This is a genomic window from Streptomyces sp. NPDC008121, from assembly GCF_042957155.1.
Classification (GTDB): Bacteria; Actinomycetota; Actinomycetes; order Streptomycetales; family Streptomycetaceae; genus Streptomyces.
The window spans coordinates 47,377-60,043 of sequence record NZ_JBIBHT010000015.1 but is presented as its reverse complement, the minus strand read 5'-3'; the positions used below and the strand labels follow the sequence as shown (position 1 = coordinate 60,043).

The window sequence follows — 12,667 nt, the reverse complement described above, 5'->3', positions numbered from 1 at the left end:
GTGCGGCCTTCGGCGTCCGTGGTCTTGACGACCTGGCCGGTGACCAGGTCGGTGACCTGGCTGGTGACCCCAGCCGGGCTGGTGACCGTGTCGGTGCGGGTGTGCGCGGTGGTGTCAGCGGTGCTGCCGTAGGTTTCGGTGAGCTGGTCGGGGCCTTCGGTTTCTTCCGGCTTCGCCCCTGCAGCCCAGGTGACAGTCTTGCCGGTGATCTCACCGTGTCCGTTGACCTTGTAGGTGGTGACCGTCCGCGCTGAGGGTTCCTCTCCGGCCTTGTTCTTCACCGACTGCTTGGTGGCAGCAAGGCTCCTGTGGTCGCCGGACAGGGTGTTCTCGGTGATGGTCTGGGCCCCGTCGGCGCCGGTGGTGGTCTGCTTCAGGACCAGGCCGAACCCGGCCGGCTCACCGTTCTCCCGGGCGCTGGTGTCGTCCACTGCGGCGGAGTCGTACTCGGTCACCGTGGTGGCGCCGGTGACGTCGGTGCGCTCCACTTCGCGGCCGTGGTCGTCGAACCGCGCGGTCTCGGTGGTGGTGCGCTGCTTGCCGGTTGCGGGGTCGTGGACGGTCAGCGTCGCCCGGGTCGGCCTGGCGTAGTTGGGAGGCAGGGCGGAGGAGGCGGGGGGTGTCTGGCCGTTGTTGCGTTCGCCTTCGTAGTGCAGTTCCTGGGTCTGCAGGGGCTGCATCTCATCCCCCAGCTTCAGTGACGCGGTGCGTTCCTTGAGCAGGTGCAGGCTGTTGTAGGTGGAGCGGACGGCAGAGCGGCCGTCGGAGAGTTCGGTGGTGTACCGGTAGTCGGGGTCGGCCGAGTCGAACAGGTCGTCGGCGGTGGCGTACTGGCCGTGTCCGGTGTAGTCGTGGCCTGCGTTCTCGCCTTGGACGTCCAGAGTGAAGGTGCGTTCTGGGGTGAGGCTGCGGCCGTCTGCGTCGGTGACCTTGACTGAGGAGGTGACGGGAAAGCCGTGGGGATGGGTGTAGCCGATGCGGGTTACGGCTCCGGCGGGGGCTTCGGCCCGGGTCAGGAGCCGGCCCGGCATCCCCTGGGGTGTGTAGCCGTAGGCGAGCTTTGTGACCTGGTTGTGGGGATATGTGACGAATTCCAGGCGGCCCTCGGAGAGGTGCAGGACTATCTCAGGCTGTTTGCCGTCGCTGCGCTCGGGCGAGGTGACGGTGACCTGGTTTTCGGTGCTGTAGTCGAAGGTGACGGCCTGGCCCCAGGTATCGGTCATCTTCTCCAGCCGGTGCTGCCCGCCGAGCTGCTGCCAGACGTAGGCGGTCTGGTTGCCGAAGGCGTCCTGTTCGGCAACCAGGTCGCCCTGGCCGGAGAAGTAGCTTTTGCGGCCGTCGCCATAGGAGAGCACCCACCGGTAGTCCCGCGGGGTGTCTTCCAGCCCGGCACGCTGTGCCAGCGTGCCGGGCTGCTCGCGCAGGGACATGTCTTTCAGCAGGTAGCGCTTCAGTCCGGGGCCTGTGGTGTCCCTGGCATCAATCCTGAAGCTGCCCCCGCCCGGGGTGTGCAGGGTTCCGCCGTCGTCGGGGTCGACAAATGCCTTGCCCAGGCCGATGCCCTGCCCGAGCGAGAAGCGGTCTGCCCCGGAGGCCGCCGCGTTCTGGTCGTATGACAGGGCCAGTTCCGCCCCTGCGCTGCCGCGGCCGGGCAGGGACACCAGCGGCAGCGCCATCTGGAACACGCCTGTCTGCTCGTTGATTCCGCCTGTGGCCCCGCCGCCCATCGCCACCGTGCCCGAGACCCCGGCCGCAGGTGCTGCGGACACTGCGCCTGCCGTCACCACAGGAACGCATGTCACCGCTACTGCCAGGGCTGTCGCCAGAGCCACACGGTTTCGCCAGCCGGTGTTCTTCCGCCGGCTGGACGGGCCACCGGCACAGGCAGGGACAGAGCAGGAGCGCATCGCAACCTTCAGACACAGCAGCAGGAGTGGTTGCCTGCCACTCAACCGGGCGCCCGGCAGGCAGCGGCATCCGCCAGAAGGGCCTTTACAGGCGGTGAACACTTCCCCCCGGATGCATGCATCTGGGCCCTCTGATCAGCCCCCGCAAGCGGCGCCTGCCCGCAGGCTGCCCGGGGCGCGCCCCCGCTGGCAGCACAAGGGGCGGCGGCAGCAGGCCGGGGCCGCACGGTGCGCGGTCCGGGCTGCGGACCAGGCAGGCAGCACGCGGGTGCCCGGGCAGGCTCCCCTGTCTTTCCCCGGCCGGACCGGCCGCGCAGCGTCCGGGGTGCCCACTGCGTCCGCACGGCCCGGGCAGGCGGGGAGGCCGGCAGCGGTCGGTCTGCCGGGCGGCTTTCAGCGCTGGAGGCGCCCGGCAGTGTCTTTTCCGCTGGCATGGCTCTTGCCGGCAGCTCTGACGGCGTAGATGAGCACTCCGGCGAAGACCAGCAGTGCGCCCTGGTAGACCGCCTGGTAGCCGGCACCTGCTATCAGCCACAGGGAGAAGCCTCCCGCCGCAGCTGCGCAGAGAAGATTACGGGCCAGCTCCCACGGCGCGACGGCCCGGCGGCCTGAGAGAACCCAGTAGATCTGTGCCGCTGAAGCGAGGGTATAGGGGACGGCGGAGGTGAATGCGGTGGCCTGGACGAGCACTTCGAACAGCCGGGTCGTACCGGTCACATAGTTGTAGGAGACCAGCAGTGACGCCAGGATGACCGCGGTAATGACCCCGGTCACCGGAATCCCGCGCCGCCTGGCTGCCAGGACGGCAGGAAACAGGCCGTCCTGGGCCGCAGCGTAGGCGGTCTGTCCGCTCAGGAGCGTAAAGCCGGCAATGGCCCCGGCGATGGACACAAGCGCCGTGCAGGCGACTGCTGTTCCTCCCCAGGTGCCGCCGAACACCGCGTTGATCGAATCGGAGAACGGCGCCTGGGATGACATCAGCTTCTCATGGGGGACAGTGCCGAAGACGGCGACAATGCACAGCAGGTAGAGCAGCGCCGCCAGCATGGTCCCGGCGACAGTGGCCCGGCCCACATTGCGCTGCGGGTCCCGGACTTCGCCAGCGCTGACCGACGCGGCCTCAACACCCTGGTAGCTGAAGAGGAGAACTGCGGCAGAGGCCGATACGGCACCGGCCGCGGTGCCGGGCACCTGCTGGAAGGGGCCCAGGTTTGCGGCGTCAAAGAAGAAGATGCCGGCAAGGGCGACCAGCAGCAAGGGGACGAATTTCAGCACGGTAGTCACCGACTGCACGCCGCGTACATAGCGCGTGCCTGCCAGGTTGGACAGGCCCGGCAGCCAGAGCATGAACAGGGCGGTACCGAGCGCCGGCGCCGCACCGCTGAACGGCAGGAGAGCCCCTGCATAGCCGACGGCAATGGCGGCCGCGGCTGCCAGCGAGACCCAGGTGGCGATCCAGTACGACCAGGCAGATATAAATCCGGCAAATTCACCGAACGCATCACGCGCATGGACATACGGGCCGCCGGTGCTGGGATTCCTGCGTGCAAGGCGGCCGAAAACAGCAGCGAGTGCCACGACACCCAGCGTTACGGCGGCAAAACCGATCAGGCTGACGGTGCCGAAGGGCGCGATCGCGGCGGGGAGCAGGAAAATTCCCGCGCCCACAATATTGCCGATGACCAGGGCGGTAGCCGAGGGCAGCCCGAAGCGGCGGGCGTGCCGGCTCCGGTCAGCATCAGAGGGCGCCTCAGGCGCGGAAAACGTGCGTTCTTTGACAGGGATGGTCATTTCACTGCTCTTCTTGGGATAACTGCCTGGGTCCGGAACTTCCGTGCAGCCACTGGTGAGCTCTGCAGCCGCCCTGACGGCGGTCCCGGGCAGAACGGCACGTTCGCACGCCCCGTACACGGCGCAGCGGCTGGTGCGCACCGGGACTCTACCCGGGCTCTGCCGCCTGGCTGCTGTGCAGTGACCGCGGCCGCCCGCACCGGAAATACGCTGAGAACGGGGGCCAGCATGCCCGTACACCGGCCGCGGTCCCCCCGTCAGGCCGTGGCGGGTCATCCGCTTAACGGGCCGGCGGGAGGACGAACCGGGCTGGAGCCGGCGCGTTAGGTTTCCCCTGTCAGGCCTGCCCGCGCTGACGCCGCCGCACTGCCGGGGCGGCTGCCGGGCCCGCTCCTGGAACCCGCTGCAGGAGAGAAGTCAGATGCCGGCCACGCAGAGGAATACCGTGGAAAAAGAACCTTCCCCTTATACCGTGCGGGCGCAGACGCCTACCGTTGCTGAGCACCGGCACCTGCGCACCCGTGCGGGACTGCCTCCCTACCCCGGCGAGGCTGCCGCCGCGGGCCTGGCGAACTCGTGGCACACGGTGATGGCACACCACGCCGGGCAAGCCGTCGGCATGGCACGCATCACCGGTGACGGCGGCTGCGTGTTCCAGATCGTGGACGTCTGTGTCCTCCCGGAACACCAGCGCAGAGGAGTAGGCCGGATGATGATGGCGGAGCTGCTGGCTGAACTGGAACGCAGGGCCCCGCACGGGGCATTCGTCTCCCTCCTGGCGGACGGGGACGCCCGGCACCTGTATGCAGAGTTCGGATTCGCTGACGCCGCTCCCGCCTCCGCAGGCATGTACCTCCGCCCCGCAGCCGCCGATCCGCACCGCTGGATGGGTTTCAGCGGTCTCTGCCGACAATCCCCGGAGCTTCAGGAACAAGCGGTGCCAGCTCCCCGGCCCTGAAGAACGGGGCATGCAGCCAAGTCTCCGGCTGGCTGCCGGGTACCTGCCGCGTCCGGGGCATCTCCTCGCCAGGAGGCAGTGACGGGACGGGTGACGGCCGCCCCGCAGTCCACACGGTTTCGCCGCGTGCGGCAACGGTGCGGGACGCGTTGGCGTCCGCGCTGGCCAGGCACCTGCGGGCCCTGCACGCGAACGCTGCCTGACCGACACGGTTCTTCCGCTCGATGTGGCGGCACCGGGAGCACTGCTGACCGGTGTACGCCGGACCGGCGTACACGAGCGGCACGCCGGCCCGGCGTGCCTGGACTCGGGGAACTGGCCGAGCTGGGCGAATGCCCAGGAGTACAGCTTTGCCCGCTGCTCCTTGCGGAGCCGGGCAGCCGGTCGCGGATGCCCGTCAATTCTCCGAAGACGGTCCCATGGCCGGTGCGTTCAGCGGTGGTGACGATGGTCTTCGGGATGATGCGGCTGACGTTTGCGGTGTGCCGCTGCCCGCGGCGTCCGCGTTTTTTGAGGAGACGTTTGGCGGACGTGGTTCCCCTGGCCTGCAACTTGCGGCGCAGGCCGAGCTGCCGGGCGCGGTGCCGGTCCAGCCCGCGTCCGCCGGCCCGGCGGACGCGTGGGTGATGCTGACGATGCCGGGGCCCACGCCGGTGAACCCGGCAGGGTCATCGCTCGCAGGGGTCCCGGGAATCGCCGGGCCGCCACGAGGAACCACACGCCAACGCGGTGCAGCAGGCCGCGCTCGCCTCGTTTTTACTCGCCCGGCGTCCTGAGTACCTCGGGCGGGCAGCGGAACGGCACGTCCTTCATCCGGCCGGGCCGCGTCCCAGGGAAACCGTCTGCGCGTCCAGCGCGAAGGACAGGTTCCCCTGGCCGTACGGCTGCGCCGCGTCCGGAGGGAAGGCGACCGGCTCCGGCTCCGCTCTGATCCGCCGCTTCGGACCGGCCTGCTGTAGTTACCGGCCGAAGGCCCGGGGGTTCGTCGCAAGAGTCCGCTGATCGCCGGGAAGAAGGACAGACCCGGGGGCGCCCGGCCGGACAGCGGAGCGGTGAGCGCGCCGCTGGTGCCCGTCTTCGCAGCCCGGCGCCGCCCGCCGCGCGGGACGGCTGTGATGGGTACGGGGTCAAGCGCCGGTGGATTCCCCCGGTCACCCCCGCGTTGCGGGTGCGGAGTGTGAACAGATACGGAGGGAACTCCGCCGCTTTGCGGCCCCTGTCAAAGGACCGTTCCTCTCCGGGCTCTGTGGCCGGGGTCTCCTGGGAGAGAACAGGTGAAGGGCTGGCGGCTGCGGCCGGTGGCTGCGCCGGTGTGCCGGCGGGCTGGGCGCGAGCCGGTGTCCTGCCCAGCCGGCGCCGTCGCTGGCGGTGACGGCGGTGGTGCAAGGAGAGTGCCGGGGCCGGGAGAGAGCGGACGGCTGATCGGCTGCTGGTGTGCCGGCCAGGCAGCCATTCCGTGCCGGCCGTATTCACCCCCGACGCAGGATCCCTTCAGAGCTCGGGACACGGTTGGGTGGGAGATACCTGCGCCTCTCTCATCTGGAGCCCGAAATGTCCCGAGCCCTGTCTGTCCCGACTGGTGTGCCGACGGAAGTTCCGCGGCGTTGTGGATGGCTGCACCGTGTGGCGCTGGCGACTGCGGTGGTGATGGCGGTGACTGCGGTGCCGGCGGTGACTGCGGGTGCTGCTGTGGCGGCGGGGGTGGCCGGCGGTGCAGGAGTGTCGGGTTCGGTGGCGCTGGGCGGCGGGGCTTCGGGCAGTATCAGTGAGCAGACGGGTGCGTTTACTACGGTGCTGCCGCTGGTGTCGCTGCCGGGCCGCGCGGGTGCAGGGGTGGAGCTGGGGCTGGCTTACAGCCAGGGTGCGGCGGGTGCGGGGGCGGACCGGCACGGTCTGGGACAGGGCATCGGGCTGGGGAAGGCGTTCATCGACCCGGAAAGCGGGGGGACGCTGCATACCGCGTCCGGCGGCAGCTATCAGTTTGCCCCGGGCGACAAGACGGGTACCGGGCTCAGGCGCTATCTCCTGCAGGACCTGGCGCTCCGCGACCAGCCGGGCACCTTGCCGGCCCGTGACGGGCTGGAGGGTGCGGCGCGGGACTACCGGTGGGTCCTGGCCTATGACGACGGGCGGAAGAGTTACTTCTCTGCGGAGGGTGACCTGATCGCTGAGGTGGACGCTTTCGGCAACGAGGCTGCGTATGTGTGGGAGATACGCGACGGCCAGCACCGCCTGGTGAAGGCTGTCGACGCTTACGGCCAGGCGGTCACGCTGGACTACGGCACCGAAGGCCAGGTCACGGTCACCTCCCCTGTGCGCAGCGACGGCCGGCGGCCGGAGGTGGTGCTGCATCTGGACAGCGGCCGGCTGATGTCGGTCGTCTCTCCGGAGGAGCAGGTGACAAGGCTGGCGTGGGACTACGCCCCTGACGGGATGCCGGGGCGGCTGCTGACCGGGGTGGAGGCGCCGACGGGTGCAGTTACCCGGATCAGCTATGACCGGCCGCACGGTTTCCCTGTCGTTGCTTCGCTGAAGGTGACCGACCGGGAGGGGAAGAGCCTCGCCCCGGAGCGTACTTTCCGTCTGGGCGCCGAGGGTGAGCAGGCGGGGCATGACTTCACCGGCCGCGGCCAGTATGAGAGCGCGGATGATCTGTTCGACAGTGCGGATGAGGACTACCGGTATGTGACGGAGCTGTCTGACGGGCGCTCTACGGTGCGCTCGGTTTACAACAGCCTGCACCTGCTGAAGGAACGCACCGTGTCGCTGGATGCGAACGGTGAACCGCAGCCGGTGCGGACACAGGAGCTCGCCTATGAAGGGGAGCGGGAGAACGGTGCGGTGCCGCCGCCGGCTTCCGGCCTGCCGGCGAATTACGGCAAACCGGTCCGGGCGACCGTTACCGTTCATGATCCTTCGACCGGGAAGAGCCGTACGACGACGGAGACGGCCCGGTTTGATGAGCACGGGCGTGAAGTGGAGCGCACCGATGTGACGGGCGCGAAGACGGTCACCGCGTACGACCCCACCGCCCTCGATGCGAAGGAGGGGGGAGACGGCGGCGGGCAGGACGACACGCCCGCCGGCTTCGGGCTGCCGCTGCGGGTCACGGTCACCGGTGCTGACGGTGCTGAGGCCGTGACGGAGAACACTCTTACCGGGGACCGGAAGAGTATTGCCGCGGTGAAGAAGCTGGTGAAGAACAAGGGCGAAAAGGAGCTGTCGGCCCGCACGGTGACCAGCTACCAGGTCAACAAGCAGGGCGAGGTGACGGGGAAATCCCTCACGTGGGCGCAGGGGGCGAAGCCGGACAGTGTCCAGGGCCCGGATGAGGTCAGCGAAACCTACGAGAGCACTGCTGACCCGGCCGCGCGCACGCGGACGGTCGTGGTGAAGTCGGTGGCCGGAGTGAGCAGTCAGGTCACTGACCTGGTCACCGGGCAGGTCACCGGGTCCACGGATACCGAAGGCCGCACGGTGGAGACGGCCTACGATGAAGCCGGCCGTGAGGTGCTGCGGAAGGTGCCGGGCGGGCCGGAAGGCGACGGCCTGCTCACCACGGTCTCCTACACCCCCGCCACGACGACGGTGAGCACGCCGGGCCAGGACGGGAAGCCGCATATCACTGTGGAGCACCGGGACCTGCTGGGACGGGCCGTGAAGCAGACGGACAACGTCCGGGACGGTGCACTGACGGACGATCCGGCGGCGCGGACTCTGCAGAGTGTCACGTTCAAGGACGGGGGGCGGACTGCGGAGGTCACCGACCAGGCCGGACGCACTACCGTCACCACCAGCGACGATCTGGGACGGCCTGTCAAGACGGTGGCGCCGAACGGTATATCCCGGCTGACTGTCTATCAGGATGCCGCCACCGCCGAGACCTCTGCTGTGACCACGCTGACCCTGCCCGCTGGGGAGAGCGATCCGGCGAAGGCGGCGGCCGTGAGCACGGAGACCTCCGATAATGCGAAACGGCCTGTGGAGACCGGGGCGTCGTTTGCTGACGGCACAGTGCAGTCCGGCAGCCGGCAGTCCTACGACGGTCTGGGCCGGGTGGCTGAGGCCGTGTCACAGGATGTCGGTGTCACCCCCGCATACGGCCCGGGCGGCACCCAGGAATCCGCGGCCCTCACCCCCAGGGACACCGGCAGCTTCCCGGGCGGGAAGGTCACCGCCACCATGCCGCAGGACCTGACGGGCGCGCCTGTGGTCAAGACCCTCACTCCCGGGCAGGACGCTGAAGGACGCCAGGGCACCGCCCTGGTCCGCGACGCCGCGGGCCGGGTCACCGAGGAACACCGCCCCGACGGGAAGAAGACCACGTTCTCCTACACCCCCGGCGGACAGGTGAAGGAATCGGTCTCCCCGTCCGGCATAAAGACCGCCTACACCTACGACGAGGACTCCGGCCAGCTGCTGGAGGCCACCATCACCTCGGCGGACGGGAAGACCACCGAGAAGACCGGCTACAGCTACGACCCGCACACCCGGGCCGTCACCGCCGTGTTCAACCCGGACGACAAGGCCGGCACCCTCATCGGCTACACCTACGACGCCGACGGCAACACCACCCAGGTCGCCTACCCCGACGGCAAAACCGTGCGGCAGGAGTTCAGTGACCAAGGACAGCTGGAAAAGGCCACCGACACCGCCGGGCTGACGACCTTCTACACCTACAACAGTGACGGCGCCCTCCAAGAAGCCGTCCAGCACGAACGCGACGACCGGAACAGCCCCGTCAGGGCGAAGGTGGCCTACACCTATGACGCGCTGGGGCGTATCACGAAGACGGACCGCGGCAACGGTGTCACCACCGAGACCGGCTTCACCGGTGCGCACCAGATCAGCCGGGAGAAGACCACCCGGGGCGGGGAGGTGATCACCGAAGCGTCATACCTGTACGACTCCCACGGCAGCCTCACCCAGCGCACCGACACCCGCCCCGGGACAGATACGGACGGTGCTCCGGGCGAGCCGGTGAGCACCACCACCCGCTACACCTACGACGCCTACAACCGGCTCACCGGATCAGAAGTCCTCGGTGCGGACGGCCAGAAGCTCAGCAGCACCCGGTATGAGCTGAACGTCTCCGGAGATGTCGTGAAGACGGAAACCACCCCCCACACCGGGGACCAGGCTGCGAAGACAGCGGTCACCGGGCACGGCATCGACACTTCCGGACGGCTGAACACCCTTACCGTCAACGGGCAGGAACGCGCCCAGGTCTTCGACACCGACGGGAACCTGACCACCAGCCAGGACGGCACCGTGTGGACCTACGGCCTGCACGGCCGGCCCGTTACCTCCACCGCCTCCGACGGCACCGTTACCCGCTACACCTACTGGGCCGACGGCACCCGCGCCACCGCCGCCGAAACCACCGCCCCGGACAGCGACGGGCCCGCCGGCGGCAGCGGACCGGGCAGCACCAGCGCCCGGCAGGAGCAGACCACCCGCTTCTACTACAGCCCCGACGGCGCCATCCTCAACGACACCCACACCACCACCGGCACGGACGGCTCGGATGCCGGTACAGGCGAAGACGCTGCCCCTGGGGCGGCTGTGACGGCGTCTTACCTGATGGCCGGCACCCGCCACGCCCGCACCCTCACCGGCCAGGGCGCAGAGGCCGCAGCCGCCACCGGCGCCGGATACCTCATCGCCGACCGCCACGGAAACACCACCGCCCTCACCGCCGGCGACGGCCAGGTATCCCAGGCCTGGCAGTACACCGACTACGGCCAGCCCGCCCGCCCCGACGGCCTGCCCCGGGATCCCGGCGCCCCGGCCGGCACAGCCCCCGCAGGTGCGGCCCGCCAGCCCTTCACCTACGCCGGCGAATACACGGGCGCCGGCGGCACCCAGTACCTCAAGGCACGCCTCTACGACACCGCCACCGGCCGGTTCACCACCCCCGACCCCGCCCCCCAGCACAACCGCTACCAGGCCTTCGGCGCCAACCCCGTCACCAACATCGACCCCGAAGGCACCACCGAAATCCCCGACTGGGGCGGCTACCTCATCATGGGCCTCACCCTCGCCGCCGCCGTCATCACCACCGTCATCACCGTCGCCACCGCAGGCGCCGGCGCCCCCCTCGCCTTCGCCCTCGCCGGCGCAGCCCTCGACTTCGTCTCCACCGCCCTGGACACCGCAGCCATGGCCACCGGACGCACCCAGATCGACGACCCCCTCAACATCGCCTCCCTCACCCTCGGCGCCATCGGCATCGCCACCGGCATCGGCGCCGCCGCCAAAGGCATCACGAAGAAGCTGGCCACCGCCAGGTCAGTGAAGCTCGCCGCAAATACCCCGCCCCCCGCAGCTGTACCTCTCGACCAGGCCATCGTTAAAGCCAAAGAAAAAACCAGTAAGTTCACCAATTCCGCATACATACGCGGCCATTCGTCGGCCGGCGCCTACGAAATGAAGAGCCTGGAATCGAATCTGGTCCTTGATGCGCGGAAGGCCCGCAAAGCCTGGAAAAAGGTGAAGGAATGGACCGGCAGCACAGCTGAACAGCAGGAGACTGCCGACACCCTGAGAGGACTGATCAAAAAGACAAGAACGGCAGCGCGTGAATCCGGCGCACTGCAGGCCGAAACGTATCCCCATCGGAACCTAGAAAAAATAGATGAGAATCTAGCCGGGAGGCTGAATGAGTCTCTAGGCAAGCTCGATGCCAATATCGAGGAAATCGCGAAAATTCTGAGAAGTAATATCTGAGAGAGGCCGGGTGGCGAAGTCCCGTACTATTGACGGGTCAAAGTTCCAGCCGCATGGCCCTGCCCCGGCAGAGACCTGATGCTGTCGCAGACTTCAGGCTGCCGGGCAGGGCCATGTCATGATCGGCAGGAATGCCTGGACAGGGCTCCCTGCTGCGGCGCGCTCTCACCGTGATCCGTCACGGCACGGAGGAGAGCCAGAAGCGTTTCAGCTGACCGCCGGTCACGGGCCCCGGGGGGCTTCCGGCTCTCCGCATGCCGTCTCAGGACGGGTCTGCCTCTGCCGGGGATTCCTGTCAGGCCTGGCGCGGCAGGCGGGGCAGGCGGGGCAGGCGGGGCAGGGTTCAGAACACTGACAGGCCGGTGAGGGTGGTGAAGCGGTCCAGAGCCGCCACGCCGGCTACCGAGTTGCCCCGTTCGTCGAGGCCCGGGCTCCACACACACAGCGAGCAGCGGCCTGGTACGACGGCGATGATGCCGCCGCCTACGCCGCTTTTGCCGGGCAGTCCGACCCGGTAGGCGAAGTCACCGGCGGCGTCGTAGGTCCCGCACGTGAGCATCACGGCATTGACCTGTTTGGCCTTGCTGCGGCTCAGCAGCACTGATCCGTCGGCGCGTATGCCGTGCCGGGCGAGGAATCCGGCGGCGCGTGCCAGGTCTGCGCAGGATGCCTCCGCCGCGCACTGGCGGAAGTACTGGTGCAGGAGCTCGGGTACGGGGGTGGTGATGTTGCCGTAGGACGCTATGAAGTGGGCGAGGGCGGCGTTGCGGTCGCCGTGGGCGGTTTCGGAGGCCGTGACCCGTTCGTCGAAGTCCAGGAGCGGGTTGCTGCTTTCGGCGCGCAGGAATTCCTGCAGGGCGCCGGAGGCGTTGCCTGTCAGGCGGTGGAGGCGGTCGGTGACTACGAGGGCGCCGGCGTTGATGAAGGGGTTGCGCGGGATGCCGTGTTCGTATTCAAGCTGCACGAGTGAGTTGAAGGGGTTGCCGGAGGGTTCGCGGCCGACGTGTTCCCACAGTGTTTCTCCCTCCAGTGACAGCACCAGGGCGAGAGTGAAGACTTTGGTGATGGACTGGGCGGAGAAGGGCTGCTGCCAGTCCCCCACTCCGTATACCGTGCCGTCGAGCTCTGCGACGGCCATGCCGAACCGCTGGGGGTCGGCCTCGGCGAGTGCCGGGATGTAGTCGGCGGGGCGGCCGCGGCCCGGGGCGGTGGCGATGTCGGCGGCGATGCGGTCGATGACGGGCTGGAAGAACGGTGGCACGGCCCACACTATGCCAGCCAG

Annotated in this window: 6 protein-coding genes; 2 read left to right on the top strand and 4 right to left on the bottom strand. The window is 68.8% G+C overall.

Annotated features, from left to right (window positions below; translation table 11 throughout):
- Together ACFZBD_RS32415 and ACFZBD_RS32410 are read right to left on the bottom strand one after the other, a co-directional pair.
- The coding region (locus ACFZBD_RS32415) for a hypothetical protein (RefSeq protein WP_391146718.1) at nt 1-1,769 on the bottom strand (1,769 nt) is incomplete at its 3' end.
- A 531-nt stretch (nt 1,770-2,300) separates the two neighbouring features.
- Nucleotides 2,301-3,698 (bottom strand): amino acid permease, encoded by a 1,398-nt coding sequence (locus ACFZBD_RS32410; RefSeq protein ID WP_391146715.1) that lies wholly within the window; start codon nt 3,696-3,698, stop codon nt 2,301-2,303.
- Between the two features lie 421 nt (nt 3,699-4,119).
- Between ACFZBD_RS32410 and ACFZBD_RS32405 the strand changes: the two genes are divergently transcribed.
- Nucleotides 4,120-4,656 carry a GNAT family N-acetyltransferase gene (locus ACFZBD_RS32405; RefSeq protein ID WP_391146712.1) on the top strand — a complete coding sequence of 179 codons (537 nt, stop codon included), beginning with the start codon at nt 4,120-4,122 and terminating at the stop codon, nt 4,654-4,656.
- Here the strand turns inward: ACFZBD_RS32405 and ACFZBD_RS32400 are convergent.
- Nucleotides 4,592-4,990, bottom strand: coding sequence for a zinc ribbon domain-containing protein (locus tag ACFZBD_RS32400; RefSeq protein WP_391146720.1), 399 nt, complete (start codon nt 4,988-4,990; stop codon nt 4,592-4,594). The two genes, ACFZBD_RS32405 and ACFZBD_RS32400, sit on opposite strands and share 65 nt — an antisense overlap.
- Before the next feature lie 1,289 nt (nt 4,991-6,279).
- Between ACFZBD_RS32400 and ACFZBD_RS32395 the strand changes: the two genes are divergently transcribed.
- Complete coding sequence (locus tag ACFZBD_RS32395; protein ID WP_391146709.1) at nt 6,280-11,385, top strand: RHS repeat-associated core domain-containing protein; 5,106 nt, start codon at nt 6,280-6,282, stop codon at nt 11,383-11,385.
- Between the two features lie 343 nt (nt 11,386-11,728).
- Here ACFZBD_RS32395 and ACFZBD_RS32390 read toward each other — a convergent pair whose 3' ends face one another.
- Nucleotides 11,729-12,646 (bottom strand): glutaminase, encoded by a 918-nt coding sequence (locus ACFZBD_RS32390; RefSeq protein ID WP_391146707.1) that lies wholly within the window; start codon nt 12,644-12,646, stop codon nt 11,729-11,731.
- Between the last annotated feature and the right edge of the window lie 21 nt (nt 12,647-12,667).

Bases quoted from the DNA above. Each gene is read 5' to 3' on its own strand.
- ACFZBD_RS32410 (WP_391146715.1), bottom strand. From the start codon at position 3,698: ATGACCATCCCTGTCAAAGAACGCACGTTTTCCGCGCCTGAGGCGCCC.
- ACFZBD_RS32405 (WP_391146712.1), top strand. From the start codon at position 4,120: ATGCCGGCCACGCAGAGGAATACCGTGGAAAAAGAACCTTCCCCTTAT.